This window comes from Fictibacillus nanhaiensis, assembly GCF_042686385.1.
Lineage (GTDB): Bacteria > Bacillota > Bacilli > Bacillales > Fictibacillaceae > Fictibacillus > Fictibacillus nanhaiensis.
On sequence record NZ_JBHUPF010000006.1, the window covers coordinates 2,698,497 to 2,714,201 of the forward strand.

The window sequence follows — 15,705 nt, forward strand, 5'->3', positions numbered from 1 at the left end:
GGATGGACATTCTGGCTGTTTGTAATTGTGCGGGGTCAGACCCCTATTCCTCGAACCAGAGGATGCCGAGGGTGCCTGCGCCGACGTGAACACCGATAGCTGGACTCAACTGCCCAAGATTAAATGAAATATGAGGATACTTCTCTTTTAAAAGATGAAGCCAATCCTCCGCTTTCTCTGATGGGCCGCTGTATACGACACTCACACCGTATGCACCTTTATTCTGAGCAGCTTCCTCAAATAATGCGAGAACGCGCGATTCTGCCTTTTTTAATGTCCTGATCTTTTCAAAGGGTACGAGTGATCCATCGTCAAAGGTAAGGATCGGTTTGATCTGCAGAAGATTTCCAACAAGGAAGCTTGCGCCAGATAATCGACCACCTTTTCTTAACTGTTCAAGACTTCCGATGCATACATACCCTTTAACATGGTCTGCCGTTTCACGGAGCATCGCTGCTATTTCCTGTGCTTCTAAGCCATCCTCTTCAAGCTTCTTTCCTTTTAACAATAGTTGTTTCATGGATTCAGATGTTATCTTTGAATCTACAATATGGACAGGAAAGTCTGCCATGTCTGCCCCAAGTCTAGATCCGTTAATCGTACCGCTGAATTTTTCAGAAACATGGATCGCGATTCCACAATCATACCTATGCTTAAGAACTTCATAGAAGTCTGAGAATTCCCCCACTGTTGGTTGGCTCGTTTTTGGGAGTTCAGACACACTTTCAAGTTTTGTATAAAATTCATCCGGTGTAATATCTACACCATCTTTATAGATTTTATCTTCCATTATGATAGAAACAGGAATGATATGAATGCCTAATTGCTTCGCTTCTTCCTGCGTGATGCAGCTTGTACTATCTGTAATCCATGCAATACGTGCCATGTTGCACATCCCCCTTTGTCTCTCTATTTTTTATTAGATAAGGATAAGAGAAATCCTCTATTGTCAAAGAATATATTTTTATTTCTAAATTAAACCTATATTTCAATAGTTTAAATACTAGCACAGAGATACACATTGAAAACTAGATACTTTATACTACTCTTTAATGGAACTTATCGGAAATTTATATTAAAATAGGAGTAATGTAAGCTAAGGAGGCAGTACTGTGAAAGTGGTGACAGATAGTAGAAATGTATTAATGGAAGTAGAGCGTATAGAGAAAGCGTTCAACGAAATCATGGACGTGATAAAGCCTGAGATTTGGGAAGAAGAAGAGATAACTTCTACTCAATTCCAGATATTAAAGACTTTATCATCACGTGAAAAATGGACGGTTTCTGAAATTGCGGACGCAATGAAAGTACGTGCAAGTGCTACTACCGTTATCATCGACCGACTCGTTAAAAGAGGACTAGTAGATCGTTATCGCTCTGACCTCGATCGAAGAATTGTATACGTGCAATTAAATGAAACCGGTTTATTAGCCTTTCATGCAATTCAAGAAAAAAGAAACGGTGTACTGATCAAGTACATGTCACAGCTCACTGATAAACAGCTTGCGGATATGGTTCAATGTATTGAGCACCTTTCTTCAATAGTAAAGAACTGATTCTAAAAAACTGCTTATAACAATGACCGCAGATTAGTTTTCCTACCTTTCATACTACGAATCAACACGTTATCCAGAGGAATAACGTGTTTTTAAATTTATTCTTACTTTATTTGGATAAGCCCTAACATTTCATCATATTTGTACGATATAACATACATAAACTAGTACAAAAGTTTTAATACATGAATATGTCAATTAGGGGTCTAACATGTCAAAGATAAAAAGACTGGAACGGCTACTGCTTTCCATAAACTCAAAAAAGCATTTTACTTTAAAGGAATTATCCGATGAATTCGGAGTATCTACTAGAACGATTCAACGAGATCTTCTAAATCTTATTGAGATGGGTCTTCCTATCGTTTCCGAATTCGGTCCACACGGTGGATATCGAATTGAAAATGACCGGATCCTCCCTCCTATCGGATTTACTGAAATGGAAGCTTCCTCTATTCTTTTTAGTTTACAAACGTATACTGAAACGAGTTTTCCATTTCAAACGCAAAGTAAATCTATTGTGAATAAACTTCATCAATTTATGCCTGAAGATGCTAAAGATAATTGGACTCAGATTCAAAAACGACTTTTTGTTCAGCTTCCACTGCCTCCGAAGAATTCATTAGCACCAATCATCCTTGAGGCTGCAATCAAACAAAAGATGGTTACCATTCTTTATACGATGAAAGAACAAAAATTGTATTGCAACATTCAACTGATCGGTCTTTTTAGCGAAAATGGTGAATGGTACTGCCCCGCATATTGTTATTCGCTTATGGATTATCATATTTTCAAGCTTTCAGATATTAAACATGCTGTTATAAACTACGAACCGATAGAAGTGAAAGATCTAACTGAGGTGACTATTCATAATTGGGCATCCCAGATCAAACCTAGAAACTATTTTAGACTTGAAGCAGATATTTCACAAGAAGGATTGAACTATTGTGAGTCTCATCCTTTTCTACGACAATTTTTACGAGCGAAAGAGAATGGTCTACATGGCCTTTCTGGAACCATTCTGGCAACCTATGTTGAGAAAACGGCTGAGTATTTGTGGCCGCTCAAGACGAGCATCTCTATACAATCTCCTATAGAAATCAAAGAGTTCCATGCACGTTGGGCGAGGGAAATCTCTACTCATTATGAAGTTATTTTAAATATGTAATCAAATTGATACATATTTTTCCTCTTTTAGGCGTATACTATAAGTAGAACAGAAAAGGGGGATATCTATGGCTTTTTTTTCAAAACAACCTGCAGAGCCGATTCCAGACGTAGAAACGAAGGTTTGGGCATGTACGAGTGATGGATGCTCATGCTGGATGCGCGCTGACTATTCTTTGCAAAAAGAACCGCAATGCCCCATTTGCAAATCTGCAATGAATGAAGAAGTTCGTATGCTTCCAGAACTGAAAAGTTAATGAAATAAATAGAAATCGGCCGGGTGCTCGTTGCCCGGCTTTTTCTATTCTCTAAAAACCTCTGTTTTTTTCCTCGTTACTACTTGAAACATTCGATCTCTCCCGCCATTCAAAAAGGTTTGTGTCCTTACACTAATCCCGTTTTATTACCTCATGTTTATCATCAATGGGTTCCGGGTAGGGTTTTATACAGACTAAAAGGAGGATTTAATACTATGCCTAACTATACAAATACACCAACGACTACTGCAGAACCCGTTTTTACACATTCTGATTTTCAAACTCGAGATACTGCTGATACGAATGTTAGCAAGAAAAGTAATGCCTCTGGTTTCGCTACAGGATTAGTAGTGGGAGGTCTTGTGGGAGCTGCCGCAGCTCTATTATATGCACCTAAAAACGGTAATGAATTTAGAAACGATCTTCGTGATTCGTCAATTAAATTGAAAGAGCGCACGCAACAGATGAAAGACGAAACCATGCTAAAAGCGAAGCTTGGAAAAATGGATGCTAAAGATACAGTTGCTTCCATTAAAGAAAAATCAGGAAACCTTTCTCTATCTGCTCGTCAAAAGCTGCAAGAAGCTAAGAATACAGCGAGCGAAGTTAAAAGTGAAACAAAAACTGCGATTGATGAAGCAAAACAAGAGGCGAAACAAGACGAGTACCAATCAAATGCCAACACTCAGACAAAAGCTGTTGTAACACCACGTACCCTATCTTCAACAGACACACAACAAAAAACAGGAACAGATTCCACGTACGAGAAAAAGTAAAGTGATGTAAATAACAAATCTTATTAATCGTAACAATGAGAAAAAGCCGAGACGATGTGTCCGGCTTTTTCTTTAGTTATTTTAACAAACGTAACCCATTTAAAATGACTAATATTGTGCTTCCTTCATGTCCGATCACCCCAAATGGCAAGGTGAGAAACTGTAAATAGTTCGCACATAATAAGAGTAATATAACACTAATTGAAAAAATGATATTTTGTTTAATCACTTTTGAGAGTCTTTCAGAGAGGTTCATTCCATAAAGCAGCTTACTCAAATCATTTTTAACGAGTACGACATCCGCTGTTTCTATGGCAGCGTCGCTTCCCATCCCCATCGCAACACCCACATCTGCTATAGCGAGTGCAGGTGCATCATTCACACCATCTCCGATCATCGCTACAACCGCATCTTTTTCTCTCCATTTTTTCACGGTGTTCACTTTATCTTCCGGCATGCATGAGTAACCAATTTCGTCGACCTTTGCTATCCTTCCGATCATCTCTGCCCCACGCTTAGAGTCTCCAGTAAGCATAATCGTTAAGATTTGTTTGGTTTGCAAATCTTTTATCGCGTTAACGGTCTCTTCCCTTACTGTATCTCCTAAAAGAAAGTAAGCCACTAGTTCATCGTCAGCTGTAACATACACAACCGTGTGTCCTGTATTTGCAGAATCATCTAGTTTCTCCAAAAGTTCAAACTCTTGCTTTTCAGTGATGTTCGCCCACTCACGGCTCCCTATTTTCCAGATGATACTTTGAATGTTCGCTTTAACCCCTTTTCCAGGAACATCTTCAAACATGGTCAGTTCTATAGGTGTGTACTCCTCCGGAATAACTTTAAGATGTTCATTTATGGCCTTTGCAAGTGGATGTATGCTATTTTTTTCAATCTCATAGATGATCGAGGCTAACTCTTCTTTATTCCACGATGAATGCAGAAATTCTACGTGTTTTACTGAAGGCTGGCCTTTTGTTAAAGTACCCGTTTTATCAAAAGCGATCACATTTACTAAACTCAGCTTTTCTAAAAAGACACCGCTTTTAAATAGAATTCCATGCTTAGCCGCGTTAGATAAAGAAGCCAATAATGCAGGCATGGTAGAGGCTACGAGTGCGCAAGGAGAAGCGACAACTAACAGAACGCAAGCGCGGTATAGAGATTCTGAATAACTCCAAATCCCTATCGAACTAGGAACTAAAAAGGTTAATGCCGCTGCCAGTAAAACAAAAAGAACATATTTGGTTTCAAACTCTTCTATCTTTCTTTGAACAGGCGGAGCATCATTCTGTGCGTTGTTCACAAGATCTATCATTCTTTGAAATACTGAGTCTTTCATGTGTTTTGTAACAGAAATCTCTAACAATCCAGATTGGTTCAAAGTTCCGGCTAATACTTCTGATGACGTATGAACTTCTCGAGCGAGAGGTTCTCCTGTTAAGGCGGATTCATTGATAAATGAGTTTCCTTTTACGATGATACCGTCTGCCGGTACTCGCTCTCCTGGTCTAACCTTTATACGATTACCAGGTTCTAATGAGGAAGCTTCCACTCTCAGTTCCTTATTCTCCAATAAAAGCCAAGCTTCTTCAGGCTGCAAGGAAATTAGCGCTTTAATCTCTTTATCGCTTTTTTGTAAGGTATACATTTCTAGAGCGCCAGAATAAGCAAAGATTAGAATCAATACAGCTCCCTCACCCCAATAACCGATCGCGGCAGATCCGATCGCGGCAAACATCATTAGAAGTTCAACGTTCAATTGTCGATCTTTTATGCTTTCCTGAATGCCTTCGATTGCTTTTGCATAGCCACCTACGATAAAAGCTAATAGATAAAAAAGAACATAATAAGGAGAATCTGAATGTTTTTCCATCATCCAAGCCGTTAGTATGAAAAGACCAGACGTTGTTGCCATCAACAGTTGTGTACGTGCAGAGAGTTCCAATGGACTTCCCCTCCTGCGTATTTGATAATAACTATCATCCTCAAGTACCCTTAAAAAGCAGAAATGCTGCCGTCTTTTACGACAGCAGCCTGAAAACTTTCCAATATTCGGTTCCTAGCACTAATATTGTATGTGGAATTATCCTTTTGGTTACTTCATTATTTATTTTATTATACATGTTAATCAAAAGATTTAGAATATTTATAAAGGAAGATTTCTTTTCTTGAACACGATCAAGCTAATCATAAATAATAAAAAAGTTGAGATACTTAGTGAACATCCGATCCAAAACGCATCTGTTTCATTATTTATCATCTTGATCGGATCATACCATTTAAAGATTGAAAAGTTTAACATCCACTCTGTTTTCTCACTTAATTTGCCCGCCATATTTAAAATATAAAATAAAAGCGTAATTCCTGCAGAGATTCCGAGTGCTTTCTTCTCATCATTACTTATAGAAGAGATCAGGAAGCAATATCCGGCAATTGAAGAGAAGGTTAAAAAAGTGAGTATGTTCAATGCAATAAAAGAAGCAACATCTAATTGATAACCTTCGATCAGCCACTCGCTTGCAGCAATACCACTAAATGTTGTAAAACCTACAATTAAGGCGAGTCCGGTAAGCAAGACTGCTGCTTGTGTAATGGCTATCTTTACTCTTGAATGGGGTGTGGCAAGCAAGTAGGCCATAGATCCTTGATCGACCAGCCGTGCCATCACTCGTGTCGAAGTCAAAATCACATAAACCATCAAGATGATCAGAAACAACATGCCGTAAAATTCACCCGCTACATAATCTGATAAGGAGTTTATGCCGTTTTCCATCCCGATAAGCTTCCGCATACTTTCTGGCAGTGCACCAATCATATCATTAAATCCTTGCATATCAGCAATAGAGGGATAGATCCAAATGATCAGTACAATATAAGCTGAAGCACCGTAAATGAATCCCCCTAACATCTTTCCGTGACTTTTCATCATCGCAAGATATAAAGGCAAGCTCATTTCTCCACTTCCCTTCTGTCATAATAATGCATGAATATATCTTCTAAATCCTGAGGCCGTGTATCAATATGCTGAACTTCACAACGACTTAACAACTGAACAAATTCCTGATCGTTCCCTTGTACCGTAACATGAACAGTTCTCGCGCCTTTCACTTCTATATCGAGTGATGATCGAAGGATGTGTTCCATATCATTCTCAGATTTCACTTTCACTTCAAATACTCGTCGTTGTACGCTTCTCAACAAATACATATCTTCTAAGGCCACTAGCTTTCCATCTTTTATGATACCAGCCGAGTCACACGTTCGCTCAATCTCTTGAAAACTGTGAGATGACATAAGTATCGTTTTGTTATTTTGTTTTTCTTCCAAGATAAGATCGATAAAGACCCGTTGCATGAGAGGATCTAGCCCAGATGTAGGTTCGTCTAAGATAAGAACTTGTGGGTCATGCATAAACGCTGCAATGATTCCTACTTTTTGTTTCATACCTTTAGACATCTTTCTTATTGGTGTTTTTACATCTAACTGAAATCTTTCAATTAACTCGTCTCTCCGCTTTGTAGTTTCTTGCTTTCTCATTTTTTGAAGTAGTGACAAAAATCCAAGCCCACTCATTCCCTCTAAAAAAACAATCTCTCCCGGTAAGTATCCTGTTTGGTCTTGAATACGCGCGGCGTTGTTCCAACAGTCCATACCATTAATGGAAGAATGACCACGATCTGGTTTCATAAAACCCATTAAGTGACGAATCGTTGTCGATTTGCCTGCTCCATTTGGTCCAATATATCCAAACACTTCCCCCTTCTTCACCTCAAAGTTCAGATCGAATAAACCTTTTCCTTTAGAAAAATGCTTTGATAGTCCCTTTACATGTATCATGTTCTCACCAGCCTTATTGAAATATTAATCAATGTATATTTCAAAATAATCATAAATCTTTTCCTCACACTAAGCAATACTTTTTGAAATATGTGATTTGTTATTTTTCAAAAAGTGTTTTATCCTAGTAAAGAGGTGAAGACTTTTGAACGGATACGAACGTCGAAAGGAACAAAAGAAAAAAGATATTAAGCAAGCTGCTTTCTCTCTGTTTCAAAAACAGGGCATAAAAGAAATCAAGATAGAGGATCTAGCAAAACATGCGGGGGTATCTCAAGTAACCATCTATAACCATTTTGGAAGCAAAGAAGCATTGTTCCGTGAAGTGATTAAAGAGTTCGTTGCAGATGAGTACGAATTTCATAAAGAGCTCTTTCAAAAAGATCTCTCTTTTAGAGAAAAAATAACTACAAGCATTCTTCATAAAACAAATAATGTACTAAACATTCATCCTGAAGTTATAGAAGAGATGATGTTAAACGATGAAGAGTTAAAATTATTCCTAGCTGACTTTCAAACTAAGTATGCCATTCCATTAATCGTTGACCTAATCAAGAATGCTCAAAACAACGGGGAGGTCAATCCTGATCTTTCCATGGAGTCGATCATGGTATATATTCAGCTATTTAATAACAATACGCTCATTTCCATGATAACAGGCGAGAATGGACAAAAACTCGCAACAGATATTTTTCAAATGTTTTTCTATGGGCTTTCACTGCCCAAAGATTCCAAATAGTTCGTTTAGGGAATGATGAAAGAAATGTAGAGTTTATATTTCATTTCTAAACATTTGTTAATCCCATGTTAGTTGAACGTTAAAAGAAAGCTTAACTTTGTAAAGCTTTTGTAAATTATTGATTACAATTCATTCTTTTTCGACAAAAACTCTTATTTTTTTGTATAATGTGTTGGGTGGTTAAAAAAGAAAAAAAAATAACTACCACAAAAAACGTAAAAGAAAAAGGATAAAAGACATTTCTTTTGGAGGGTACTATGTTTACAAAGAAAAAGGATAAGTTCATGGTCATGCTAACGGATATTGCTAGCAACTTGAAGGACTCTGCTGGTTATTTCCACGATTTCAAAATTAATAACGAAAATGATCTTCGCGAATTTGCAGACCATTTAAAAGAACTTGAATCTAAAGGTGATTCTTATGTTCATACCGTTATCATGGAACTGAACAAAGTGTTTATTACACCTATTGAAAGAGAAGACATCTTATCACTTGCTATGAGCATGGATGATATTTTAGATGGTATCGAGCAATCTTCTGCTTTGTTTGACATTTACGCAATCACAAACCCAGATCAATACATGGTTAAATTTGTAGAATACATCAAGTTAAGTGCGGAAGAAATTCTTCTTACTGTTAACTTGTTATCAGAGAAAAAACTTCTTGATATGCGTGAACATGCAATCAAGATTAAAGATTATGAATCAAAATGTGACGATCTTTACCGCGAAGCACAACGCGAATTGTTCGCAACCCAAGCAGATCCGATCAAAGTTATCAAGTATAAAGAGATGTACGAAGTGCTTGAAGGCATTGCCGACAGCTGCCAGAACGTTGCGAACACATTAGAATCTATCATTATGAAAAACGCGTAACGGGTGGCTGGTATGGATACAGTATTACTCATTACCATTCTTGTTGTTATCGGTGCGCTTGCCTTTGATTTTATTAATGGATTTCATGATACAGCGAACGCGATTGCAACATCTGTTTCAACAAAAGCTTTAACGCCAAGAAGAGCTATTATTTTAGCTGCAGTCATGAACTTTGTCGGAGCCATGACGTTCACTGGTGTTGCAAAAACGATCACAAAAGATATCGTTGACCCATTTACACTTCCTAACGGGTCAGTCGTTATTCTTGCTGCTCTTGTTGCAGCTATCGCTTGGAACTTGATCACTTGGTACTATGGTATTCCAAGTTCATCTTCACATGCGATTATTGGTTCTATTGCGGGTGCTGCCATTGCAGCTGCTGGATTTGAAGCCCTTCATTATTCTGGATTTCTAAAAATTATTTACGGTTTGCTTCTTTCTCCGATTCTAGCATTTATCGTAGGTTTTATATTTTATAATGTTATCAAGATGATATTTAAGAATACGAATCTAACGAAAACAAATAACGGTTTTCGTAAAGTGCAGGTAGCTACAGCCGCTCTTCAAGCTTATTCACACGGCACGAACGATGCGCAAAAAGCGATGGGGATCATCACGATGGCATTAATCGCGAACGGCTACACAGATAGCACTGACATTCAGCTATGGGTACAGATTTCCTGTGCACTTGCTATGGGTCTTGGTACATCTGTAGGTGGTTGGAAAATTATCAAGACGGTTGGCGGAAAGATCATGAAGATTCGCCCTGTTAACGGGGTATCTGCTGATTTAACAGGAGCATCTGTTATCTTTGGTGCTTCATTCTTAGGTATTCCTGTCAGTACAACGCACGTTATCACTTCTTCTATCTTAGGAGTTGGTGCGTCTCACCGATTAAAAGGGGTCAAATGGGGAACAGCTAAGACGATGGTCATCACTTGGTTCATCACCCTTCCGATCTCTGCAACTTTAGCGGCCCTATCTTACCTCGTATTAAACTTAATCTTTTAGATAAAGTTAAGCCTTCCGTTATTCGTTAACGGAAGGCTTTTTTGTTTTGTTTTACTTTTTGCCAGTGATTCGGATGAGTTAATCTATCAGGGAGTTTTGTTTCAGCATTTCCTTTAGCCGAATTTACTTGAGCTTGTGTCAAAAAGATACTCCCTCTTAAGTCTGCACCACTTAAATCAGCATCACGTAAATCCGCTCCTATTAAATCTGATTTTCTTAAGTCCGCATATTTTAAATCTGCCGCTATGAGCAGAGCGCCACGTAAATTTGCGCCACGAAGATCTGCTTTTCGAAGCTTAGCACCGATAAAATTACTAACCTTCCCTTTTATTTGATATTTTTTGTGAATAAATTCTGCTCTTACTCGTTCACTCGTACGAATCAGCAACTCGTTGATTTTCATACGGATGTTGGATACGTTAAACAGTATGATTTCCGACGCTCTGCGTTGTGTGAGATGTTCTATTTCACCTATCGCCACTTCTATCTCATGATGTATAGGTTTTGTTTCGTTGAGGGTCAACGCTTCTGTTAGGTAATACAACATCTCGTGAAGTTGTTGCATGATTGGAAAAACATCAAACATATCTTTCGCTAGCTCTGGATTTGTCTCCCAATCCATTCCTGAAAAAGTGTTTTGTGAGACTTTTTGTCCTGCACCGAAACATTCATACACCGTACAACCTTTAAACCCTTGATCTCTTAGATGTTGGTGAATCCCGCAACGGAAATCGTCTTGTAAGTTTCTACAAGGCGTTCCACTGTCTTTATCAAAAGCAAAATCTGCTGATTTTGCGTATGGTAGCGCCACACAGCAAAGGCCAAAACAACGAGAACAGTCAGCTTGTAATGAAGAATTCATCTGTACACTTCCTTTATCAACCACACATTGTTCATTCTTGTTACGTTAAGAGTACCATGTACAAAATGATTTGAGGATGAGGAACTTTTATATTTTTATAAAAAAATCTCTAACTCAAGATAAGATGAGTTAGAGATGGTCACGCTTATGCGCCTTTTTGTTCTGTTAACGAACCTGTCTTTTTCAAGAGCCAGTTCTTACCTTCAACTAAACGCGCCGTCAACATACTTGCAACATTATCACCAGTCGCGTTCAGCAGTGTAGCTGGTGGATCAATAATGGCAGAGATCGCTGCGATGATCGGCAGTGCCTCTGGAGGAAAACCGAACAATGATAGAATAAGCATTTCTGCTATCAGTCCACCTTGAGGGATCGCACCCATCACCATACCCACTAAAAGCGCTACTCCACCAACTAAAAGATACGTGTTGATGCCTGAGAAATCCATACCAAATATTCCAAAAAGGAACGTGATCTTTAATACCCCACCAATAACAGACCCGTCTTTATGCAGGGTTGCACCAAGAGGAATCGTTGTTTCACTAATATCATCAGGCACTCCCATTTTCTTAGTAGCTTCTAAGTTTACTGGGATACTTGCTGCAGAACTACACGTTGCAAGACTTGTTACAGATGGTGAGAGCATATTTTTCCAAAACACACGTATACCCAGTTTTCCATGAGCCATGAATGCGTAAAGCGTAAAGAAGCCAAAGAAATAAAGAATGGAAAACGGATAGTAGAATAAAACCGCTTTAAAATAGGAACCGAGCAACGTTGGACCGAATTCACCAACAAGTGCTGCAAAATACGCTCCTAAACCGATCGGAGCATAATACATCACGTATTTTACCATCTGAAGGGTAACTTCACTTCCCGCTGAAAGGAAGTTTGCGAGCGGCTTGGCTTTCTCTCCCACTTTAGATGTTGCAAGGCCTAACAACACAGAAAAGAGAATAAGTGCTAACATATTGGCACGACTCAATAGATCGACAAAATCAGGAACCGTAACTGTACTTACTAGCTGATCACCAATCGATACTTCTTCACCTGTTGTATCAGGTTTGACTAAATCGATCTTCACACCTTCGGAAGGCGGAAAGATCTTAATTCCTGCCATACTGATAATAGCTGCAACTGTTCCGGTGAATAAAAACACGATTAACATAGAGCTGATGATTTTACCGAAACGCTTTGTGCCAGCCATGCTTGCTACACTCGAGGAAATCGAAAAGAACACGAGTGGAACAACGATCATGAACATTACGTTTAGAAACAGATCGCCGAACGGTTTAAGAACAGCAGCGTCCTTACCCATCGTCGAACCGATAATACTACCAGCAATGATCGCCAGTAACAAGATAATCGGTGAGCGATATGCTTTCCAAGTATTTTTCATAAAACATTCTCCCCTTAAATAGAATCATAAACACTCTATCTATTTTATACGGAAAAAATATTTTTCATAGAGGGGAAACAAAAATAGTACTATTTTCTAACCATTGTTTCTATTGAAAGTTCTATTTTTATATGGATTCGTTCTTTTTGGATAACAAAACCTATCTTTTGAAGAACCTGCTTTTACGAGTGTAATCAAGGTATTCTCCATTTCTACTTTTTAAAAAGTAACATATTGCTCCATTCCAAAAAATACAAAAGACTTCATGATAGAAGTCTTTTGCTTATCCATTCTTCATCCATTGATTCATTACTGTGTTTGACTTATTTGCTTTATTGAAACCAGAAATGATTTCGATGATTGAAAAAACAGCTACGATTGTGGCTATTGTAGATACAAACCAAAAGGCGGGAACGTTCGGGACTGTGATATATAACTTTTCAAGAAATAACTTATTATAAAGTGTTTCGTCCGTTAGCATAAAACAAAATAATCCTACCGAGATAAAATGATAGATCAAGTTCAATGAAGCAAGTAGGTACGTCCATCTTCCAATGAAGAATTTATAGATGGCCAAACCCACCTCAATGAGAATCAGAAGAACGATAAAAGGAGCATACGAGAACAAAACTTCTTCATTAAATAGTGGTGCTTTGAGTGTAAGTCCTTCTAATCCTTTTCCACTTTGTTCATACCAGCCAATCATTTCAGACGAGTTAAATAGGATTATGGCCCAAATTGCTGTCCAGAATAAACTAAAGAAAACTTCTGCTTTTGGAATCTGTCTTTTCGGTACTAGTTTTTTAAGTTGATATAGATCGGATGGAGACCATGTTTTCTTTTTTCGAGTATAAATATCACCCTTTGAAACTCCTGATCGTTCTAGCATGATAAAAACAATCGTTACCCAGAAGAATACTTGAAACAAAACAGTCAAGCTAGATAAGAACATCTTTAAACAAAGTTGACCGATAAAAGCCATTAGAGTAAATAGAGATTTATCACCTTCAAACGTGATCATACCGTTCACAAAGAGGATGAGGCTACTGGCCACTACAGAAATGATAGCTGCCACGATCAACACATTAATATAACTTTCATAAAACATTGGACCTATTATATAGCGGGGTTTGTTGTTGTATTCGCTAGCAAGTTTAACAGGATCTCCGAGCTTCATTAGAACGTCTTCAACCTCTTTGTCTGTATGTTGGTCTGGAAGCATATCTTCAATCGTTGACCTTAGCTCCATCGCGATGTCATTCCGTATTTTTTCGGGAAGTCTTTGTGTCACTTCACTGATATATGTTTCAATCAAATTCATTTGGAATTCCTCCTTATAACATCGAATTTAATTGCATGGACGTGTTATGCCATTCTTCTTTCAGTTGCTTGAACACTTCTTGACCAAACTCGCTCAGAAGATAATATTTTCTAGGTCGGTTCTCTGTTGTATCCCATTCACTCGTAAGCAGTTCTTGCTTTTCAAGCCTTCGAAGAAGTGGATACAGGGTGCTTTGATCAATCGATACGTTGTTCTCTTCTAACCGTTGCGCGAGTGAATACCCGTATTGCGGTGTTTGGAGCTGGCTTAAGACTGCTAAAGTTAACGTTCCTCTTCGCAGTTCTGTCTTTAGAGAGAAAATTAATTCGCTCATGCAATCACCTCGATTATCGTATAGTGTATGACGTACAGTAATGTAAAGTTCCTAATATAGTGTGAAATATTATATTTTTAAAAAAGAAAAGGGGTCAGACCCCGGGTCTGACCCTTTTTCTTTTTCCTTAATATGCTTTCGCCCAGTAGACGAGGTGTTGGGCTTCTTGTTCACAGCAAATGCACTTTTCTGCAAGTCTCTCTTGTTCAAACGGTATACATCGTGAAGTTGCCCCTGTTTCGTCTTTTATAAAGCTTTCACAGGCTTCATCCCCACACCACATCGCTTTCATGAATCCACCTTTTTCGGAAAGCTTAGCTTTGAATTCATCGAATGAGGTGACTGTGGTTGTTTGATTTTCTCGATGAGTCTTAGCTTTTTTGAACAAGTTACTTTGAATATCACTTAATATATGTTGAATGTGTATTTCTAAACCTTGAAGAGATACTGTTTCTTTTTCTCCTGTATCACGTCGTACTACTATCACTTGACCCTGTTCGATGTCACGCGGCCCTACCTCTAAACGAAGCGGGATTCCTTTCATCTCATACTCATTAAATTTCCATCCTGGCTTCTTATCACTGGCATCAATTCCTGTTCGAATGGTCTGTGATAGCTTCTCTTTTAAATCGTATGCAAAGTCGAGAACCCCTTCTTTATGCTGAGCAATCGGAACGATCATGAGTTGAGTTGGTGCAATCTTTGGCGGTACAACGAGCCCACGGTCATCACCATGTACCATGATCATCGCCCCGATAATACGAGTCGTAAAGCCCCAGGATGTTTGCTGAACAGTTTGTAGTTTACCTTCTCTGTTCGTAAATTCAATACCGAAAGCTTTGGCGAATCCATCTCCTAAATGATGAGAAGTTCCAGACTGCAACGCTTTTCCATCATGCATAAGACTTTCTATCGTAAAGGTATATTTTGCTCCAGCAAATTTTTCTTTTTCTGTTTTCTGCCCCTTCACGACTGGTATTGCAAGGAATTCCTCACAGAGATTAGCGTAGACGTTAAGCATCCTTACCGTTTCGTCATGAGCTTCTTCATCTGTTTCATGGCAAGTATGTCCTTCTTGCCAAAGAAACTCGAGTGTACGAAGGAATGGCCTTGTTGTCTTTTCCCATCTCACAACGTTCGACCATTGGTTATAAAGTTTTGGAAGATCACGATGAGAATGGATGATGTTTTTAAAATGCTCGGCAAATAGAACTTCTGATGTTGGGCGTACACAAAGGCGTTCTGTCAGCTTTTCTTCTCCACCGTGTGTGACCCATGCTACCTCAGGTGCAAATCCTTCAATGTGGTCTTTCTCTTTTTGAAGCAAACTTTCTGGAATAAAAAGTGGCATATACACATTCTCATGACCTGTCGCTTTGATTTTCTTATCAAGTTGCTTTTGAATGTTTTCCCATATTGCGTACCCATAAGGTCTAAGGATCATAGAGCCGCGAACACTTGAATAATCGATTAGTTCCGCTTTTGTTACAACATCTGTATACCATTGAGCAAAATCATCTTGCATACTCGTTACATTCTTAACAAATTCCTTTGCCATTGGTTGCACTCCACGC

Annotated in this window: 16 protein-coding genes; 7 read left to right on the forward strand and 9 right to left on the reverse strand. The window is 38.5% G+C overall.

Annotated features, from left to right (window positions below):
- Nucleotides 1-43: 43 nt before the first annotated feature.
- Nucleotides 44-886 (reverse strand): DegV family protein, encoded by an 843-nt coding sequence (locus ACFS5O_RS17435; RefSeq protein ID WP_205725820.1) that lies wholly within the window; start codon nt 884-886, stop codon nt 44-46.
- A 226-nt stretch (nt 887-1,112) separates the two neighbouring features.
- Here ACFS5O_RS17435 and ACFS5O_RS17440 point away from each other — a divergent pair, with 226 nt between their 5' ends.
- From ACFS5O_RS17440 to ACFS5O_RS17455, 4 genes are all read left to right on the forward strand, one after another.
- Nucleotides 1,113-1,556: a MarR family winged helix-turn-helix transcriptional regulator gene (locus ACFS5O_RS17440; protein WP_205725819.1), complete on the forward strand. Its 444-nt coding sequence runs from the start codon at nt 1,113-1,115 to the stop codon at nt 1,554-1,556.
- A 211-nt stretch (nt 1,557-1,767) separates the two neighbouring features.
- The gene (locus ACFS5O_RS17445; RefSeq protein ID WP_205725818.1) at nt 1,768-2,721 is read left to right on the forward strand and encodes a helix-turn-helix transcriptional regulator; all 954 of its coding nucleotides are present in this window, start codon (nt 1,768-1,770) and stop codon (nt 2,719-2,721) included.
- Between the two features lie 67 nt (nt 2,722-2,788).
- The gene (locus ACFS5O_RS17450; RefSeq protein WP_066392730.1) at nt 2,789-2,977 is read left to right on the forward strand and encodes a cold-shock protein; all 189 of its coding nucleotides are present in this window, start codon (nt 2,789-2,791) and stop codon (nt 2,975-2,977) included.
- A gap of 215 nt (nt 2,978-3,192) precedes the next feature.
- A complete protein-coding gene (locus ACFS5O_RS17455) occupies nt 3,193-3,753 on the forward strand; it encodes a YtxH domain-containing protein (protein ID WP_205725817.1) in 561 nt (186 codons plus the stop codon).
- A gap of 76 nt (nt 3,754-3,829) precedes the next feature.
- Here ACFS5O_RS17455 and ACFS5O_RS17460 read toward each other — a convergent pair whose 3' ends face one another.
- The 3 genes from ACFS5O_RS17460 to ACFS5O_RS17470 form a co-directional block, all read right to left on the reverse strand.
- Nucleotides 3,830-5,698 carry a heavy metal translocating P-type ATPase gene (locus ACFS5O_RS17460; protein WP_318300186.1) on the reverse strand — a complete coding sequence of 623 codons (1,869 nt, stop codon included), beginning with the start codon at nt 5,696-5,698 and terminating at the stop codon, nt 3,830-3,832.
- Nucleotides 5,699-5,899: 201 nt separating this feature from the next.
- On the reverse strand, nt 5,900-6,706 hold the full coding sequence (locus tag ACFS5O_RS17465; RefSeq protein WP_205725816.1) for an ABC transporter permease: 807 nt from the start codon (nt 6,704-6,706) through the stop codon (nt 5,900-5,902).
- Nucleotides 6,703-7,590: an ABC transporter ATP-binding protein gene (locus ACFS5O_RS17470; RefSeq protein ID WP_205725815.1), complete on the reverse strand. Its 888-nt coding sequence runs from the start codon at nt 7,588-7,590 to the stop codon at nt 6,703-6,705. The genes ACFS5O_RS17465 and ACFS5O_RS17470 overlap by 4 nt, the downstream gene beginning before the upstream one ends.
- 145 nt (nt 7,591-7,735) lie before the next feature.
- Between ACFS5O_RS17470 and ACFS5O_RS17475 the strand changes: the two genes are divergently transcribed.
- From ACFS5O_RS17475 to ACFS5O_RS17485, 3 genes are all read left to right on the forward strand, one after another.
- A complete protein-coding gene (locus ACFS5O_RS17475) occupies nt 7,736-8,329 on the forward strand; it encodes a TetR/AcrR family transcriptional regulator (RefSeq protein ID WP_205725814.1) in 594 nt (197 codons plus the stop codon).
- Nucleotides 8,330-8,586: 257 nt separating this feature from the next.
- A complete protein-coding gene (locus ACFS5O_RS17480) occupies nt 8,587-9,204 on the forward strand; it encodes a DUF47 domain-containing protein (RefSeq protein ID WP_205725813.1) in 618 nt (205 codons plus the stop codon).
- A gap of 12 nt (nt 9,205-9,216) precedes the next feature.
- Complete coding sequence (locus tag ACFS5O_RS17485) at nt 9,217-10,215, forward strand: inorganic phosphate transporter (protein ID WP_205725812.1); 999 nt, start codon at nt 9,217-9,219, stop codon at nt 10,213-10,215.
- 25 nt (nt 10,216-10,240) lie between these two features.
- On the opposite strand, the gene ACFS5O_RS17490 is transcribed toward ACFS5O_RS17485, so the two are convergent.
- The 5 genes from ACFS5O_RS17490 to proS all read right to left on the reverse strand — a co-directional run bounded on the left by ACFS5O_RS17490 (nt 10,241) and on the right by proS (nt 15,689).
- Entirely contained in the window at nt 10,241-11,077 is an 837-nt protein-coding gene (locus ACFS5O_RS17490; RefSeq protein WP_205725811.1) for a pentapeptide repeat-containing protein, read from the reverse strand.
- A gap of 145 nt (nt 11,078-11,222) precedes the next feature.
- Entirely contained in the window at nt 11,223-12,476 is a 1,254-nt protein-coding gene (locus ACFS5O_RS17495) for a dicarboxylate/amino acid:cation symporter (RefSeq protein WP_205725810.1), read from the reverse strand.
- A gap of 283 nt (nt 12,477-12,759) precedes the next feature.
- Nucleotides 12,760-13,797, reverse strand: a complete 1,038-nt coding sequence (locus ACFS5O_RS17500; protein WP_205725809.1) for an HAAS signaling domain-containing protein — start codon at nt 13,795-13,797, stop codon at nt 12,760-12,762.
- Nucleotides 13,798-13,810: 13 nt separating this feature from the next.
- Nucleotides 13,811-14,131, reverse strand: coding sequence for a PadR family transcriptional regulator (locus tag ACFS5O_RS17505; RefSeq protein ID WP_066392702.1), 321 nt, complete (start codon nt 14,129-14,131; stop codon nt 13,811-13,813).
- A 127-nt stretch (nt 14,132-14,258) separates the two neighbouring features.
- Nucleotides 14,259-15,689 (reverse strand): proline--tRNA ligase, encoded by a 1,431-nt coding sequence (gene proS / locus ACFS5O_RS17510; protein ID WP_205725808.1) that lies wholly within the window; start codon nt 15,687-15,689, stop codon nt 14,259-14,261.
- Between the last annotated feature and the right edge of the window lie 16 nt (nt 15,690-15,705).

Coding starts and splice junctions, on each gene's coding strand:
- ACFS5O_RS17435 (WP_205725820.1), bottom strand. CDS start 886: ATGGCACGTATTGCATGGATTACAGATAGTACAAGCTGCATCACGCAG.
- ACFS5O_RS17445 (WP_205725818.1), top strand. CDS start 1,768: ATGTCAAAGATAAAAAGACTGGAACGGCTACTGCTTTCCATAAACTCA.
- ACFS5O_RS17450 (WP_066392730.1), top strand. CDS start 2,789: ATGGCTTTTTTTTCAAAACAACCTGCAGAGCCGATTCCAGACGTAGAA.
- ACFS5O_RS17455 (WP_205725817.1), top strand. CDS start 3,193: ATGCCTAACTATACAAATACACCAACGACTACTGCAGAACCCGTTTTT.
- ACFS5O_RS17465 (WP_205725816.1), bottom strand. CDS start 6,706: ATGAGCTTGCCTTTATATCTTGCGATGATGAAAAGTCACGGAAAGATG.
- ACFS5O_RS17470 (WP_205725815.1), bottom strand. CDS start 7,590: ATGATACATGTAAAGGGACTATCAAAGCATTTTTCTAAAGGAAAAGGT.
- ACFS5O_RS17480 (WP_205725813.1), top strand. CDS start 8,587: ATGTTTACAAAGAAAAAGGATAAGTTCATGGTCATGCTAACGGATATT.
- ACFS5O_RS17485 (WP_205725812.1), top strand. CDS start 9,217: ATGGATACAGTATTACTCATTACCATTCTTGTTGTTATCGGTGCGCTT.
- ACFS5O_RS17490 (WP_205725811.1), bottom strand. CDS start 11,077: ATGAATTCTTCATTACAAGCTGACTGTTCTCGTTGTTTTGGCCTTTGC.
- ACFS5O_RS17495 (WP_205725810.1), bottom strand. CDS start 12,476: ATGAAAAATACTTGGAAAGCATATCGCTCACCGATTATCTTGTTACTG.
- ACFS5O_RS17500 (WP_205725809.1), bottom strand. CDS start 13,797: ATGAATTTGATTGAAACATATATCAGTGAAGTGACACAAAGACTTCCC.
- ACFS5O_RS17505 (WP_066392702.1), bottom strand. CDS start 14,131: ATGAGCGAATTAATTTTCTCTCTAAAGACAGAACTGCGAAGAGGAACG.
- proS (WP_205725808.1), bottom strand. CDS start 15,689: ATGGCAAAGGAATTTGTTAAGAATGTAACGAGTATGCAAGATGATTTT.